This window comes from Candidatus Methylomirabilota bacterium (assembly GCA_027293415.1).
Taxonomy (GTDB): domain Bacteria; phylum Methylomirabilota; class Methylomirabilia; order Methylomirabilales; family CSP1-5; genus CSP1-5.
The window spans coordinates 36,904-51,286 of the sequence record JAPUFX010000066.1; the positions used below are offsets into that span (position 1 = coordinate 36,904).

27 protein-coding genes and 1 pseudogene are annotated in these 14,383 nt (G+C 59.2%); 26 read left to right on the plus strand and 2 right to left on the minus strand.

Annotated elements, in window-relative coordinates:
* The first annotated feature begins 67 nt into the window (after positions 1-67).
* From rplB to rplQ, 26 genes and pseudogenes are all read left to right on the plus strand, one after another.
* Positions 68-907, plus strand: a complete 840-nt coding sequence (gene rplB / locus O6929_05010) for a 50S ribosomal protein L2 (protein ID MCZ6479752.1) — start codon at positions 68-70, stop codon at positions 905-907.
* A gap of 22 nt (positions 908-929) precedes the next feature.
* Positions 930-1,214 (plus strand): 30S ribosomal protein S19, encoded by a 285-nt coding sequence (gene rpsS, locus O6929_05015; protein MCZ6479753.1) that lies wholly within the window; start codon positions 930-932, stop codon positions 1,212-1,214.
* Positions 1,215-1,291: 77 nt separating this feature from the next.
* On the plus strand, positions 1,292-1,636 hold the full coding sequence (gene rplV / locus O6929_05020) for a 50S ribosomal protein L22 (protein MCZ6479754.1): 345 nt from the start codon (positions 1,292-1,294) through the stop codon (positions 1,634-1,636).
* Between the two features lie 14 nt (positions 1,637-1,650).
* On the plus strand, positions 1,651-2,364 hold the full coding sequence (gene rpsC, locus O6929_05025; GenBank protein ID MCZ6479755.1) for a 30S ribosomal protein S3: 714 nt from the start codon (positions 1,651-1,653) through the stop codon (positions 2,362-2,364).
* 9 nt (positions 2,365-2,373) lie between these two features.
* Positions 2,374-2,799, plus strand: coding sequence for a 50S ribosomal protein L16 (gene rplP / locus O6929_05030; GenBank protein ID MCZ6479756.1), 426 nt, complete (start codon positions 2,374-2,376; stop codon positions 2,797-2,799).
* On the plus strand, positions 2,796-3,014 hold the full coding sequence (rpmC, locus tag O6929_05035; protein ID MCZ6479757.1) for a 50S ribosomal protein L29: 219 nt from the start codon (positions 2,796-2,798) through the stop codon (positions 3,012-3,014). Before rplP ends, rpmC begins: the two co-directional genes overlap by 4 nt.
* A gap of 1 nt (position 3,015) precedes the next feature.
* Positions 3,016-3,276: a 30S ribosomal protein S17 gene (gene rpsQ, locus O6929_05040; protein MCZ6479758.1), complete on the plus strand. Its 261-nt coding sequence runs from the start codon at positions 3,016-3,018 to the stop codon at positions 3,274-3,276.
* 52 nt (positions 3,277-3,328) lie between these two features.
* Positions 3,329-3,697 carry a 50S ribosomal protein L14 gene (gene rplN, locus O6929_05045; GenBank protein ID MCZ6479759.1) on the plus strand — a complete coding sequence of 123 codons (369 nt, stop codon included), beginning with the start codon at positions 3,329-3,331 and terminating at the stop codon, positions 3,695-3,697.
* 48 nt (positions 3,698-3,745) lie between these two features.
* On the plus strand, positions 3,746-4,075 hold the full coding sequence (gene rplX, locus O6929_05050) for a 50S ribosomal protein L24 (protein ID MCZ6479760.1): 330 nt from the start codon (positions 3,746-3,748) through the stop codon (positions 4,073-4,075).
* Between the two features lie 10 nt (positions 4,076-4,085).
* Positions 4,086-4,700: a 50S ribosomal protein L5 gene (rplE, locus tag O6929_05055; protein MCZ6479761.1), complete on the plus strand. Its 615-nt coding sequence runs from the start codon at positions 4,086-4,088 to the stop codon at positions 4,698-4,700.
* Between the two features lie 12 nt (positions 4,701-4,712).
* The gene (locus tag O6929_05060) at positions 4,713-4,898 is read left to right on the plus strand and encodes a type Z 30S ribosomal protein S14 (protein MCZ6479762.1); all 186 of its coding nucleotides are present in this window, start codon (positions 4,713-4,715) and stop codon (positions 4,896-4,898) included.
* Between the two features lie 105 nt (positions 4,899-5,003).
* Positions 5,004-5,399 carry a 30S ribosomal protein S8 gene (rpsH, locus tag O6929_05065; protein ID MCZ6479763.1) on the plus strand — a complete coding sequence of 132 codons (396 nt, stop codon included), beginning with the start codon at positions 5,004-5,006 and terminating at the stop codon, positions 5,397-5,399.
* Positions 5,400-5,489: 90 nt separating this feature from the next.
* Entirely contained in the window at positions 5,490-6,029 is a 540-nt protein-coding gene (gene rplF / locus O6929_05070) for a 50S ribosomal protein L6 (protein MCZ6479764.1), read from the plus strand.
* Positions 6,030-6,037: 8 nt separating this feature from the next.
* Entirely contained in the window at positions 6,038-6,412 is a 375-nt protein-coding gene (gene rplR, locus O6929_05075; GenBank protein MCZ6479765.1) for a 50S ribosomal protein L18, read from the plus strand.
* A 12-nt stretch (positions 6,413-6,424) separates the two neighbouring features.
* Positions 6,425-6,964, plus strand: a complete 540-nt coding sequence (gene rpsE, locus O6929_05080) for a 30S ribosomal protein S5 (protein ID MCZ6479766.1) — start codon at positions 6,425-6,427, stop codon at positions 6,962-6,964.
* Positions 6,945-7,394 carry a 50S ribosomal protein L15 gene (gene rplO, locus O6929_05085; GenBank protein ID MCZ6479767.1) on the plus strand — a complete coding sequence of 150 codons (450 nt, stop codon included), beginning with the start codon at positions 6,945-6,947 and terminating at the stop codon, positions 7,392-7,394. The genes rpsE and rplO overlap by 20 nt, the downstream gene beginning before the upstream one ends.
* Positions 7,391-8,698, plus strand: coding sequence for a preprotein translocase subunit SecY (gene secY, locus O6929_05090; GenBank protein ID MCZ6479768.1), 1,308 nt, complete (start codon positions 7,391-7,393; stop codon positions 8,696-8,698). Before rplO ends, secY begins: the two co-directional genes overlap by 4 nt.
* A 43-nt stretch (positions 8,699-8,741) precedes the next feature.
* Complete coding sequence (locus O6929_05095; GenBank protein ID MCZ6479769.1) at positions 8,742-9,386, plus strand: adenylate kinase; 645 nt, start codon at positions 8,742-8,744, stop codon at positions 9,384-9,386.
* 28 nt (positions 9,387-9,414) lie between these two features.
* Positions 9,415-10,176 (plus strand): type I methionyl aminopeptidase, encoded by a 762-nt coding sequence (map, locus tag O6929_05100; GenBank protein ID MCZ6479770.1) that lies wholly within the window; start codon positions 9,415-9,417, stop codon positions 10,174-10,176.
* Between the two features lie 100 nt (positions 10,177-10,276).
* Positions 10,277-10,477 carry a translation initiation factor IF-1 gene (gene infA, locus O6929_05105; protein MCZ6479771.1) on the plus strand — a complete coding sequence of 67 codons (201 nt, stop codon included), beginning with the start codon at positions 10,277-10,279 and terminating at the stop codon, positions 10,475-10,477.
* Between the two features lie 83 nt (positions 10,478-10,560).
* Complete coding sequence (gene rpmJ, locus O6929_05110; GenBank protein ID MCZ6479772.1) at positions 10,561-10,674, plus strand: 50S ribosomal protein L36; 114 nt, start codon at positions 10,561-10,563, stop codon at positions 10,672-10,674.
* Between the two features lie 64 nt (positions 10,675-10,738).
* Positions 10,739-11,110 (plus strand): 30S ribosomal protein S13, encoded by a 372-nt coding sequence (gene rpsM, locus O6929_05115; protein MCZ6479773.1) that lies wholly within the window; start codon positions 10,739-10,741, stop codon positions 11,108-11,110.
* Between the two features lie 10 nt (positions 11,111-11,120).
* A complete protein-coding gene (gene rpsK, locus O6929_05120) occupies positions 11,121-11,525 on the plus strand; it encodes a 30S ribosomal protein S11 (protein MCZ6479774.1) in 405 nt (134 codons plus the stop codon).
* An 18-nt stretch (positions 11,526-11,543) separates the two neighbouring features.
* Positions 11,544-12,173 (plus strand): 30S ribosomal protein S4, encoded by a 630-nt coding sequence (gene rpsD, locus O6929_05125; protein ID MCZ6479775.1) that lies wholly within the window; start codon positions 11,544-11,546, stop codon positions 12,171-12,173.
* 53 nt (positions 12,174-12,226) lie between these two features.
* Positions 12,227-13,216 carry a DNA-directed RNA polymerase subunit alpha gene (locus O6929_05130; GenBank protein ID MCZ6479776.1) on the plus strand — a complete coding sequence of 330 codons (990 nt, stop codon included), beginning with the start codon at positions 12,227-12,229 and terminating at the stop codon, positions 13,214-13,216.
* Between the two features lie 33 nt (positions 13,217-13,249).
* Positions 13,250-13,597, plus strand: a pseudogene (gene rplQ / locus O6929_05135) (50S ribosomal protein L17).
* Positions 13,598-13,744: 147 nt separating this feature from the next.
* Here the strand turns inward: rplQ and O6929_05140 are convergent.
* Both O6929_05140 and O6929_05145 read right to left on the minus strand, forming a co-directional pair.
* Positions 13,745-14,014 (minus strand): OsmC family protein, encoded by a 270-nt coding sequence (locus O6929_05140; protein MCZ6479777.1) that lies wholly within the window; start codon positions 14,012-14,014, stop codon positions 13,745-13,747.
* On the minus strand, positions 14,015-14,209 hold the full coding sequence (locus O6929_05145) for a hypothetical protein (GenBank protein MCZ6479778.1): 195 nt from the start codon (positions 14,207-14,209) through the stop codon (positions 14,015-14,017).
* Positions 14,210-14,383 lie beyond the last annotated feature (174 nt).

Genomic DNA, 14,383 nt, shown 5'->3' on the forward strand with positions numbered 1-14,383 from the left:
ATCTAGCTCTTCTCAAGGAAATGTTGACTGCTGATGGCTGACAGCTGGCAGCTGAAGAGCGGAAGATATGGGAATTAAAAATTACAAGCCGACTTCATCCGGCCGTCGATTCCAGTCGGTGGCCACATTTGATGAGCTCACGAGGAAGCGGCCAGTCAAGGGTCTCGTGGCTTCCCTCCGCAGGAGGGGTGGGCGCAATGACCAGGGCCGGATGACGGTACGCCACCAGGGGGGAGGGCATAAGCGAAGGTACCGTCTTGTCGATTTCAGGCGAGATAAGGTTGGTATTCCGGCGAAGGTCGCCAGCGTCGAGTACGACCCGAATCGCTCAGCGCGAATTGCTCTTTTGCATTACGCGGATGGTGAGAAGCGTTACATCTTGGCTCCCGGTGGACTCGAGGTCGGCGCGCAGGTCATGTCCGGCCCCCAAGCTGAGATCAGCGTGGGGAATGCCCTGCCGCTCAGGGTCATTCCACTCGGGTCGGTGGTTCACAATATCGAGCTTTCGCAGGGCAAAGGGGGACAACTCTGTCGGAGCGCGGGAGCCTCGGCGCAACTGATGGCGAGGGAGGAAAATCGAGCCCTCCTCAAGCTCCCGTCGGGGGAGGTCCGGAAGGTTCACGTGGATTGCCTAGCCACCCTCGGCCAGGTGGGCAACATCGAGCACGAGAATGTCACCTTGGGTAAGGCGGGGCGCGCTCGTTGGCTCGGCATCCGGCCATCGGTGCGGGGGGTGGCGATGAACCCGCACGATCACCCGTTAGGAGGGGGTGAGGGCAAGAGTGCAGGGGGCCGACATCCATGCACCCCTTGGGGAAAGCCGACCAAGGGCTACAAAACACGCCAGAAGAGAAAATGGTCTGACCGCGAGATTGTCACTCGGCGTACTCGCCGTAAGCGGAAGTGATTCACCGCCGGAGGTAGTTTCGATGGGGCGATCGTTAAAGAAGGGACCGTACATCGATCCCAAGCTGCTGAAAAAGATTGAAGACATGAATCGGACGCGGGACCACCGTGTCATCAAGACCTGGTCCCGCCGATCGACTATCACCCCGGAGTTCGTGGGCCATACGCTGGCGGTGCATAACGGGAAGAAGTTCATTCCAATCTATGTGACCGAGAACATGGTAGGCCACAAGCTGGGTGAGTTCTCCCCCACCCGGACCTTCCGAGCACACAGCGGGCGCACGGCCAAGACGACCGCCTTAAAGTGAGGAGGGAAGGCCTTCACCGGCGAGGCGAATATGGCTGAGATGTGTCGCGGGGTGGACAACGGACGGCGGGAGCGAGCATGGAGACGCGGGCGGTCCTCAAATTTGTGAGAGTGCCACCCCGGAAGGCTCGACTGGTCGTCGATCTCATCCGGGGTCAGGATGTGGGGCAGGCCCTGACCATTGTCCGCTATACCCCGAAGCGGGCGGCCCGAATCGTCGAGAAGCTGTTGAGGTCCGCCATGGCCAATGCGCAACATAACCATGGCGTGCGGGATGTGGAGCGCCTGTTTGTAAAGGCCGCCACGGTTGACGAGGGCCCTCGGGGGAAGCGGTGGGTACCCAGGGCGATGGGAAGGGCAACTCCGATACAAAAACGGACCAGTCATATTACCATTGTGCTAGAGGAACGTCCGGCTTCATAGATTGGGGGCGAGACATGGGACAAAAAGTCCATCCCGAGGGATTTCGATTGGGGTACATCAAGACCTGGAAATCGCGGTGGTTCGCGACCAGGGCGTATGCAGATCAGCTCCACGAAGACCTCAAGATCCGTCGGCACCTCAAGGAGAGACTGTACCACGCCGGCGTCTCCCGCATCGAGTTTGAGCGCAAAGCAAATCAGCTCCGCATCATCGTTCGAGCCGCGCGCCCCGGCATCATCATCGGCAGAAAAGGTTCCGAGGTCGACAAGATTCGCCAAGAGCTTGCGGCCATGACCGATAAGGAGCTTCAACTCGACATCACCGAAGTCCGGAAGGCGGAGACCAACGCGCAGTTGGTAGCGGAGGCCACGGCGGCCCAGCTGGAGAGGCGGGTGGCCTTCCGTCGAGCCATGAAAAGGGCGGTCCAGTCCGCCATCCGGTTGGGGGCGCAGGGGGTGAAGATCATGGTCTCGGGGCGGCTGGGGGGGGCGGAGATTGCCCGGACCGAATGGTACCGGGAGGGGCGGGTTCCCCTCCATACCCTTCGGGCCGACATCGATTACGGCTTTGCCGAGGCGAGGACGAGCTATGGAAGGATTGGAGTCAAGACATGGATCTTTCACGGGGAGGTCATACCCGAGGCCGTGGCGGAAGGGGAAAGGCCCACGGTCCCAGACGTCCGTGAGGAGAGGCAGCGGCGCCGAAGAAAGGGTGTCGCTGAGAAGTAGGAGCCGTCGATGTTGATGCCCAAGCGGACCAAGTATCGGAAACAGCAGCGAGGGCGGACAAAAGGGAAAGCGAAAGGGGGCACCGCGCTTGCCTTTGGTGAGTACGGCCTGAAGGCCCTGGAGCCAGCCTGGGTGACCAACCGCCAGATTGAGGCAGCCCGGCGGTCCATTACCAGGTATGTGAAAAGAGGCGGCAAGTTGTGGATTCGGATCTTCCCAGACAAACCGCTCACGGCCAAGCCGGCGGAGACTCGGATGGGAAAGGGGAAGGGTGCAGTGGAGGGCTGGGTTGCGGTCGTGAAGCCAGGTCGGATTCTTTACGAGATGAAGGGGGTTAGTGAAGCCGAGGCTCGGGAGGCGCTGCGTCTGGCGGCTCACAAGTTACCTATTGCCACGAAGTTCGTCACGCGGTCCAAGGGGACACTGGGCGAATGAAAGTCAGGGATCTCCGGGAGATGACCACTGAGGAACTCCACCAAAAGCGGGGTGATGTCAGAGAGGATCTCTTCCGTCTGAGGATGCGGAAGGCCGTGGCGCAGTTGGAGAATCCCATACGCCTTCGCCAGCTCCGACGAGATGTTGCTCGGATCGAGACCCTCCTGCGAGAGCGGGAACGGGGCCAGGACCGGGGTCCCGAGGAGTCGGGGTAGAATGATGCAGCAGCGCAGCCGGCGGAAGGTGTTCACGGGGACCGTGGTCAGCGACCGGATGCAGAAAACGGTGGTGGTGTCTGTTGAGCGGTCTTTCCGGCACCCCAAGTATAACAAGCTGTTGCGCCGTCGGACCAAGCTGAAGGCCCACGACGAAGAGCAGAAATGCCGGGTTGGGGACAAGGTCAGGATCATGGAGACCCGTCCCCTGAGCCGAGACAAACGATGGCGTATCATCGAGGTCGTCCAAAAGGCCGTATGAGATATGTGTGGTGCGCATCGCGCACTGAGAGGCGCGACGGCAGGAATCGATCATGGTTGGGCTCAGGACAATTCTGGATGTGGCAGACAACTCGGGGGCCAAGCGGATCTCCGTCATCAAGGTCCTCGGAGGTTCCGCGAAACGGTATGGGCGAATCGGGGATGTCATCGTGGCGAACGTCAAGGAGGCCCTCCCTGAGGGATCGGTGAAGAAGGGAGATGTGGTCCGGGCGGTGGTGGTCCGGACGGCGAAGGAAGTCAGGCGTACCGACGGGTCTCACATTAAGTTCGACCGGAATGCGGCGGTCCTGATCAACGAGCAAAACAATCCCCTTGGGACCCGGATCTTCGGCCCCGTCGCTCGCGAGCTTCGAGAGAAGCAGTTTATGAAAATCATCTCGTTGGCCCCAGAGGTGGTCTGAGGGGGCTCAGATTTAACGGCTGGGAACAGGAAAAGGTCAGGGGACAACATGGCGGTGCGGACGGTGCTTCCGATTCGGAAGAATGATCTGATCATGGTCATGGCTGGAAAGGATAGGGGGAAGAGGGGGAAAGTTTTGAGAGTCAATCCGAAAGCTGGAACGGTGGTGGTCGAACGGATCAATGTCGTGAAGCGACACACCCGTCCCGGAGGGGTGAGCCAGCAGGGAGGGATTATCGAGAAGGAGTCTCCCCTTCACGTCTCCAACGTCATGGTCATCTGTTCCCATTGTGACCGACCAGTTCGAACCGGGCACAGCTTCCTCGCCGATGGGAAAAAGGTTCGGGTCTGTAAACAGTGTGGCGAGGCCGTGGATTAGGGAGAAGGCGATGGCGGAAACGGCGAAAAAGAAGGGCGAAAAGGCGCCGAAACCTGAGGCAAAGTCTCCGGCTGCCCCCAAGTCTCCGTCCCGGCTTCGAGAGCGGTATCATCGAGAGATGGTTCCCGCCCTCATGAAGCGGTTCGGATTCAAGAACCTCTTTCAAGTTCCCCGCCCTGTGAAGGTGATCATCAACATGGGGCTGGGCGAAGCGGTGGGGAATATCAAGGTCATTGATAGTGCCGTCGGGGAGCTGGCGACCATCACCGGGCAGCGGCCCGTGGTGACCCGGGCCAAGAAATCAGAGGCGGGCTTCAAGCTCCGAACCGGGATGCCCATCGGCTGTAAGGTGACTCTCCGGGGGGATCGGATGTACGAGTTCTTGGACCGGTTTCTGAATATTGCTCTGCCGAGGATCCGGGACTTTCGGGGCGTCTCCCCTCATTCATTTGACGGACGCGGCAATTATGCGTTGGGAGTCAAAGAGCAGGTCATCTTCCCCGAGATTAAGTACGACAAGGTCGATATGGTCCGGGGGATGGATGTCTGCATCCACACCACTGCCCAAAACGATGAGGAGGCCCGCGCCCTGCTGGAGCAACTTGGATTTCCTTTTCGGTCCTGAGGGAGGGGGAGTGTGGCAAAAAAAGCCCTCGTGGTGAAGGCGCAGCGGGCGCCAAAGTTTCGGGTGCGGCAGTATCACCGGTGTCGGATCTGTGGCCGCCCCCGGGGCTATCTCAGACGGTTCGCCATGTGCCGGGTCTGCTTCCGGCACTTGGCCCTCCGGGGAGAGGTTCCCGGTGTTGTCAAGGCCAGTTGGTAACTTGCCAGTTCAGAGTTCATGGTTCACAGTTCAGGGTCGGGTGAGCACGATGACCTTGTACAAGTCCCTGAATCATGCACCGTAAACCCTGAACGGAGTAGCTCAATGTTGACCGATCCGATTGCCGATATGCTTACTCGCCTGCGGAACGCAAACGCGGCAGGGCACGAGAAAGTGGATATCCCGTTGTCGCGGCTCAAGGTGGAGATTGCGCGGATCCTGAAGAAAGAGGGTTTCGTCAAAGGCTATAAGGTCATCGATCAAGACATACAAGATATTCTTCGGGTCTATCTGAAGTACGGTTCCGGCAACGAGCGGGTCCTCCGCGGGATTACCCGGACCAGTAAGCCGGGGCTCCGGGTCTACGCCCGGTCCCGCAAGATTCCCCGAGTCCTGAGCGGCATGGGGATTGCGATCATCTCTACCTCCAAGGGGATCATGACCGATCGGGAGGCGCGGAACCAAGGAGTAGGAGGCGAGGTTCTCTGCCACGTCTGGTAACGACAGTCCGACGTCCACAGTCCAAGGTCCAACGTCGGTAATGGGAAAGGTCCTGTGACTTTGGACTTCGGACCCTTTAGGGTGATTACGATGTCGCGGGTTGGCCGGCTGCCCATTTCCATCCCGAGTGATGTTCAGGTCTCCGTGCTCAACGGTTCCGTTGAAGTGCAGGGGCCAAATGGGCAGCTCGTGCTAGATGTGCACCCGGTCATCCGTGTCCGTGTAGAAGATGGAAAAGTTCTCTGCGACCGTTCGACTGATCAAAAACCCCACCGGGCCCTCCACGGGCTTACGCGGGCGCTGATCGCGAATATGATCCGAGGGGTGACCCAAGGATTTGAGAAGAAGCTGGAGCTGGCCGGCGTCGGTTATCGCGCTCAGGTCCAGGGTCAGACGCTTACGTTGAGCCTCGGGTATACGAACCCCGTGGTATACATGGTGCCTCCCGATATCAAGGCAACCGTGGAGGGCACGACGCTGATCACGGTCTCCGGGATTGACAAGCAACGTGTGGGGGAAGTCGCCGCCAAGATCCGGGGCTTGCGGCCCCCGGAACCGTATAAGGGGAAGGGGGTCAAGTATGTGGGTGAGCGGATCCGTCGCAAAGCCGGAAAGGCCGGGGCGAAGTAGAGGGAGTTGTGAGCACGATTGATTGGACGAAGAAGCGGCTTGCCCGGCGGAGACGGCATCGGCGAGTGCGGAAAAGGGTCGTTGGCGTGCCTGATCAGCCTCGCCTGTCGATTTTCAAGTCTCGCCGCCATATCTACGCACAGATCATCAACGATTTGGAGGGGCGGACGCTAGCGGCCGCTTCCACCGTCTCACCGGAATTCAAGGGCAAGGGGGGAAATCGGACAAAGGCCGATGCCGCCAAGGTCGTAGGGGAGATCCTGGCGGACAAGGCCCTCAAGCACGAGATCCGGCGAGTGGTCTTCGACCGGGGCGGGTACAAATTCCATGGACGGGTCAAGGCCTTGGCGACCGGGGCCCGGGAAAAGGGATTGACCTTCTGATGGAGGAGGTTTGTGGCGACCGAACAAATCAATAGCCAAGCCTTGAACCTGGTCGAACGCGTCATCCACATTAACCGCGTGGGAAAGGTGGTCAAGGGTGGCCGCCGCTTCAGCTTCAGCGCCTTGGTCACGGTAGGGGACCAGGCGGGGCACGTAGGGCTCGGACTGGGAAAGGCCCACGAAGTTCCGGAAGCGATTCGGAAGGGGATCGAGGCAGCCAAGAAACGCCTGATCAAGGTTCGACTCAAGGGGCGGACAATTCCTCACAGGATCCTCGGGAAGTACGGGGCAGGGCTCGTCCTGATGAAGCCGGCCTCGGAGGGGACCGGGATTGTGGCGGGTGGTGCCGCGCGAGCGGTCTTCGAGGCGGCTGGTGTTCAGAACATTCGGGCGAAGTCTTTAGGCAGCGCCAATCCCCACAATGTGGCCAAGGCGACCATGGCCGGTCTCCAGGCTCTTCGTTCTCCCGATGAGATCGGCTTGCTCCGGGGAAAGAAAGGGGAAGAGGCTGAGGAGGGACTGGGAGTGTCCGATGAGACTTCACGAGCTTAGCCCGGCTCCTGGCTCGCGAAAGAAGCGAAAGCGGGTGGGGCGGGGCCCGGGATCAGGACACGGGCAGACTTCGGGCCGGGGGGACAAGGGGCAGAAGGCCCGGTCGGGGGTGAGTATCCCACCCTGGTTTGAAGGAGGCCAGATGCCGCTCACCCGGCGCCTTCCAAAGCGGGGCTTTCGGAATCGCTTTCGAAAGGAGTTTGCCATCGTCAATCTCCGGGATCTGGATCGGATCGAAGCCGGGACGACGGTCACTCCTCTTCTCCTCCTGGAACGAGGTCTCATCAAGGGGGTAAAGGACGGGGTCAAGGTTCTGGGAGATGGAAATCTTTCGCATCCCGTCACGGTGGAGGCGCACCGCTTTTCTGAGGCTGCCCTCCGTAAGATCGACGCCGCAGGAGGGGCGGTCAAGGTAATCGAGGAGCCATGAGCGACTTCGCCAATATCTTCAAAGTCCCCGAACTCAGGAAGCGCCTCCTCTTCACCGGCCTGATCCTTATCGTCTACCGCATCGGGGCGCACATCCCTACCCCTGGTATCGATGCGGCGGCATTGGGTGATATCTTCGCCAGGGCTGGCGGCACGCTCTTTGGCTTCTTCGATCTCTTCTCCGGTGGGGCATTACGGCGCGCCAGTATCTTCGCCCTCGGGATCATGCCCTATATCGATGCCTCGATCATTCTTCAGCTCTTGGCGGTGGTCGTTCCGTATATCGAGCGGCTCCAAAAAGAGGGGGCCGAGGGGCGGAAAAAGATTACCATGTATACCCGGTACGGGACGGTCCTCATCGCCGTGATCCAGGGGATGGGCATTGCCATCGGGCTGGAGGGGATCACCGCGGAATCGGGGGCGCTGGTCGTGCCCAATCCCGGCTGGGGCTTTCGCATCATGACCACCCTGACCCTGACCGCCGGCAGCATCCTTCTGATGTGGTTGGGAGAGCAGATTTCAGAGCGGGGGATCGGCAATGGGATCTCACTTCTCATCTTTGCCGGAATCATCGTGAACCTTCCCTCGGCAATTTACCTTTCCTTCCAACTCATCCGGACCGGTGAGATGAAGGCCTACGTTTTCCTCTTTATCATAGTCGTTATGGTCGTAGTGGTGGCCGGGGTGGTCATTATGACGTTAGGCCAGCGGCCTATTCCAGTCCAGTATGCCAAACGGGTCGTTGGCAGGAGGGTATACGGAGGACAGGCAACACATATCCCCTTACGGGTGAACACGGCCGGCGTGATCCCTGTCATTTTCGCCGCTTCAATCATCGTGTTGCCGGCGACGGTGGCCCAGTTTATCGCGCATCCCTGGATGCAGTCGGTGGCGCAGGTACTCTCGCCGGGGTCGATCAGTTACTTTGCGCTCTACGGCGGGAGTATCATTTTCTTCACCTACTTCTATACCGCTATCATCTTTAACCCCGCCGATGTCGCGGAAAACTTGAAAAAATACGGGGGCTTCGTCCCAGGTATCCGCCCGGGCGCGAGGACGGCGGAGTATGTTGAAAAGGTGCTCGACCGGGTCACCTTCGTCGGGGCCATCTACCTGGCGCTGATCTCCATTTTTCCGGAAGTCCTGATCATGTGGGCGAATGTCCCCTTCTTCTTCGGCGGGACCTCCCTGCTCATCGTGGTCGGCGTCGCTTTGGATACCGCGCAGCAGATCGAGGCCCATCTCGTGATGCGCCACTATGAAGGGTTCCTCAAGAAGGGAAAGATGAAGGGGCGAACCTTCTGAAACTTGAAGGCGGTGGTTTTTTCGATATGCTAAGAGTTTAGGCATGCAAGTCATCCTCCTCGGCCCTCCCGGGGCGGGCAAGGGGACCCAAGCCAAGATGCTGACCGAGCAATATGGGGTTCCCCAGATCTCCACCGGGGATATCCTGCGGGCCGCTGTGACTGCGGGGACTCCTCTCGGGAAAGAGGCCAAGACGTACATGGACCGGGGGGCGTTGGTCCCGGACGAGGTCGTGATCGGTATCGTCCGCGACCGCCTGACCGAGTCTGACTGTCAGGCAGGGTATCTTCTCGACGGTTTTCCCCGGACCGTGGCGCAAGCGGAGGCGCTGACGCGCATGCTGAAAGAGTTGGGGACGTCACTCCCCACCGTAGTGAGCCTCGACGTAACAGAAGAGGAATTGATCCGCCGCCTCGCCGGACGGCGAACGTGCCAGGCCTGTGGAGAACCCTTTCATGTGGAATTTCATCCTCCTCGGGTTGGCGGCATTTGTGACAAGTGCAGCGGGAATCTCATCCAACGGGACGATGATCAGGAAGAGACGGTCCGTCGGCGCCTCCAGGTCTATCGCGAGCAGACCGAGCCGCTGATCGGGTATTATCAGAGGCAGGGACGGTTGAAGACGGTCAAGGGGCTGGGAGACACGGGAGACATCTTTGCACGGATATCGAGGGTCCTTGAAGGGTGAGACGGTCAAACTGCCGCTCCGCAGTCCCATAGAGTACAAAGCACTGTGGGAGGTGGATCGTATAGGTCAGGCCAGCCGGCTCGTTGCCGAGGCGTTGTTGGCCCTCCGGGAGGAGAGCCAACCCGGGGTGAAGACGGCAGAACTCGATCGTTTTGCCGAGGCCTTTCTCCTCGAACGGGGAGCGCAAGCTGCCTTCAAGGGATACCGGGGTTATCCGTGTACCGTGTGCACCTCGGTAAACGAAGAGGTAGTGCACGGTCTTCCCTCCGAGCGCAGGCTTCAGGAAGGAGAGATCGTGAGTTTAGACCTTGGGGCGATTGTGGAAGGGTATTATGGAGATGCGGCGCTGACCGTTCCTGTCGGGGAAATTTCTCCAGAAGCGAGGCGACTCCTCGAGGTCACCCGCGAGGCACTGCACCGCGGGATCGCGGCAGCGGTGTCTGGTCAGCACCTGACAGATATCTCCCATGCGATTCAGACTCACGTGGAGGCTGATGGCTTCTCGGTGGTTCGGATCTTCGTTGGGCATGGAATTGGGCGGGCCCTACACGAAGAGCCTCAAATCCCCAACTTTGGCCCCCCGGGTCGTGGGCCACTCCTGAAGCCTGGAATGGTTCTGGCCATTGAACCCATGGTGAATGCCGGGACCCACGAGGTGACCATCCTCGAGGATCGATGGACCGCGGTGACCCAGGATGGTTCGCTGTCTGCCCACTTTGAGCACACGATTGTCATCACCGAAAAGGGCCCCGAAATTCTCACCCGTTCCGAAACGGGAGAAACTTGGTAGGAGGTCGATGCGCAAGAGGTCCGCTGGACAGCGCAGAAAGAGGTCCGCTGGACAGCGCAAAAAGAAGTCCGCTGGACAAACCCAAAAGAAGGAAGAGGCGATCGAGGTCGAAGGGACCGTGGTCGAGCCCTTGCCGAACGCCATGTTTCGGGTGGAGTTCGAGACGGGCCACAAAGTGCTGGCCCACATATCGGGGAAGATGCGGATGCATTTTATCCGGATCCTCCCGGGGGATAAAGTTATTGTGGAGCTCAGTCCCTACGATCTGAGCCGAGGTCGCATCATTTATCGCCATAAGTAGTTGTCGGCTGTCAGCAGTCCGCAGTCAGCTTTGACCCGCGATAGTAATTGCTGACAGCTGATGGTTGACAGCAGGAGGCTGAAGTGAAGGTGCGGGCGTCGGTAAAACGAATCTGTGAGAAGTGCAAGGTAATCAAGCGGAAAGGGGTTGTCCGGATCGTCTGCGAAAACCCTCGACACAAACAGCGACAGGGCTAGCGCAGACAGAAGACCGATGACCGTCGTAACCGGGTCGTCGATCAACGGATGACGAGGAGGACAAATGGCGCGAATCGCAGGCGTGGATCTTCCGCGCGAGAAACGGCTGGAGGTGGCTCTCACTTACATCTTTGGGATCGGTCGCTCGTCTTCTCGCAGGATCCTGAGTGAGGCCAATGTCAGCACTGATGTGCGCGTGAAGAACTTGACCGAAGATGAGGTGAATCGCATTCGGCGGGTGATCGAGGAACAGTTTAAGGTCGAGGGAGACCTCCGTCGAGATGTGGGCATGAACATCAAGCGACTTATGGACATCGGCAGCTACCGGGGTCTCAGACATCGACGGGGGCTTCCGGTCCGGGGCCAGCGGACTCATACGAATGCCCGGACCCGGAAAGGCCCTCGCCGCACGGTAGGTGCCCGGCGGAAGAGGTAGGAGGGAAACCATGGCGGCAACGCGACGACGGGGAGGGGCCCGGGCCGTTCCCAAGAGGGAGGCCAAGAACATCACACAAGGAGTCGCCCATGTCCAGGCCACCTTCAATAATACCATCGTGACCATTACCGACCCGCAGGGGAATGTGGTGACCTGGGCCAGTGCCGGCAGTGTGGGCTTCAAGGGGTCACGAAAGAGTACTCCTTTTGCTGCTCAGACTGCCGCGGAGAATGCGGCTCAGAAAGCCATGTCGCATGGGATGAGAGAGGTGAGGGTCTATGTGAAGGGCCCGGGGGCTGGTCGGGAGGCGGCGATCCGAGCACTGCAGGCAGCGGGACTCGAGATTACGACGATCAAAGATGCGACGCCCGTTCCGCACAATGGCTGCCGCCCGCCGAAGCGTCGGAGGGTATGACGGGAAGGAGTCTCAACTGTGGCACGATATACCGGTTCTGTTTGTAAACTGTGTCGACGGGAAGGATTGAAACTGTTCCTGAAAGGGGACCGGTGCTTCAGTCCCAAGTGTGCCATTGAGAAGCGCAACTACCCCCCGGGCGAGCACGGACAACGGCGTGTGAAGAAGGTAACTGACTATGGGCTTCAGCTGCGCGAAAAGCAAAAGATGAAGCGGGTTTACAGCATCTTGGAGCGGCAATTCCGCAACTATTTCCATATGGCCGAGCGACAGAAAGGAATGACCGGGGAGAATCTTCTCCGCTTGTTGGAGCGGCGGCTGGATAATGTGGTCTACCGTGTAGGCTTTGCCTCGTCTCGGGTTGAGGCTCGCCAGATCGTCAGACATGGTCACCTCTTGGTGAATGGCCGGAGGGTAGACATTCCTTCCTATCTGGTTCGGCCTGGAGACCACGTGCAGGTCTCGGACAAAAGTCGTGAAATGCTGGCGATCAAGGCGGCCTTGGAGGGGGTCAAGAAGCGGGAACTTCCCTCCTGGCTTGAGTTGGATCCCCAGGCCATGCGGGGTGTGGTCCGGGCCCTCCCTGCTCGGGAAGATATCGTCATTCCGGTCCAAGAGCAGTTGGTGGTGGCCCTGTATTCTAAATAGCGCCGCGTAGCGCACAAGTCCCCCTTGGGGCGGGGACACGGAGGTTGTCGTTGATGCTGCAAAAAGTAAAAGGTTTTCACAAGCCGAAGGGGCTAGAGTGTGAGCTCGAGACCTTGACGAGTACTTACGGGAAGTTCATTGCCGAGCCATTGGAACGGGGATTCGGCCAGACCTTGGGGAACTCCCTGCGCCGGATCCTCCTCTCCTCCATCGAGGGGGGGGCGGTGACCACGGTCCGGATCGCGAGTGTCCACCATGAGTTTTCCACCATCCCTGGTGTGAAGGAAGACGTAACCGATCTTATCCTGAATATCAAAGGCCTCCGCGTCAAGATGGCAGTGGAGGGGCCGAAGACTCTACACCTGAAGGCCACCGGCCCGGGAGAGGTCCGGGCTTCCCAGATTGTGTCCGATGCCGAGGTGGAGATTGTGGACCCCAACTTTTATATTGCAACTCTCGACAAAGATGGGCAGTTGCAGATGGAGATTGAGGTGGGCAGGGGGCGGGGTTACGCTTCTGCAGAGCGGAACAAGCGGGAGAATCAACCTGTGGATGTTATCGCCGTCGATTCAGTCTTCTCTCCCATCGTTCGGGTCAACTACCAGGTGGAAGATACGCGGGTGGGTCACGCCACCGATTATAACAAGCTGACCCTCGAGGTCTGGACCGATGGAAGTATACTGCCGAAAGAGGCGGTGGTCTCTGCGGCCCGGATCCTCAAAGATCATCTCAACATCTTCAGCACCTTTGATGAGAGAGATGAGGAGCCGGAGCGGGTGGCGGATGCGGAGAAAGAGCGCCTCGTTGAATATCTGGCCCGAAGCGTGGATGAGTTGGAACTCTCTGTCCGCTCGGCCAACTGTCTCAAGAATTCCGATATTCAATATATCTGGCAGCTGGTTCAAAAGAGCGAGGCCGAGATGCTCAAGACCAAGAACTTCGGGCGGAAATCCTTGAACGAGATCAAAGAGATCTTATCCGGAATGGACCTCCATTTCGGGATGAACCTTGACAACATTCCCGGCGGTCCCTGGTCAGCCTAAGAGGAGGACCGACGAAGGTTGAGGGGATAACGGATGCGGCATCGGAAACTTCGAAGGAAGCTCGGACGGACTTCGGCTCATCGAGAGGCCTTGCTGCGCAACCTGACGACTTCTCTGCTTCTCTATGAGAAGATCATCACGACTGTCGCTAAGGCCAAGGAGCTTCGCAAGATCGCGGAGCGGATGATCACGCTGGCCAAACGAAATGATCTGCACGCCCGCCGACAAGCGGCAGACGTAATCCAGAATGAGCGGGTGTTGAAGAAGCTCTTTGAGACCATCGGCGAGCGGTACCGGGGGCGCAACGGGGGCTACACCCGAATTACCAAGCTCGAGTATCGGGTGGGGGATGGGGCCCCCCTGGCTGCGGTCGAACTGGTGGGCGCTGAGGTGAGCCCTGAGGTGGCGGCCAAGCGCGGGAAGAAGGAGAAAAAGAAAGAGAAACAAGCCGCTTCCCCCTAACCCCTTTCGCCACGAGTAGCCCTGGAACAACTACGGTTTCAGGGCTTTTCTTTTGCCCGGCCTGTGCTACTCCTCCTCTATTGTGCCAGTGTACTCGATGGCGATCCCCCGCCGTACGCTCTGCGAGGCAGGACACCCCTTCTCATGGATTTCGATCGCCCGCTCAGCGTCCGAACGTTTTCCCTGAGGAACCTTCACGTGATAGCGCACGCTGATCTTGGTGATCAGCGGGTGCCCATCGACGTTTTCAATAGAGCCCTCGACCTCTGACCAGAGTTTATCCGGGTGCGTCGGAATCTTCCGCGCCGCTAGCGCCACGGCTAGCGTGCCCGTCATTCAGCCCGCCACAGCAGAAATCACGTGATCGAGCGTGGTCGGCAAATCCTCTTCCGGCTCCACCCCGTAAAATTTCTTGATCCCGCCGTGGATCCCGTAGTGCACCGGCTCCGTGAATGACTCGATGTAGGCTCGCCGGACCGGCCCTTTGTCTTTGAAGATCTTGGTCTTCGAGGTGTGGATCAGTTCTCCCATGGTCTCCTCCTGTCTTCAGCGGGGGTCAAACGATCTGCGGGGTGCTTTGCTGGTGGATTTCTACCACCGTGTTGGGCGTGGACAAGGTACCAGGCAGGAGTCACCCGCGTCAAGGCAAACATGGTTTTAATTTTTCCCTTTACACCACGACAGGCTGTGTGCTACCTAGAAGCC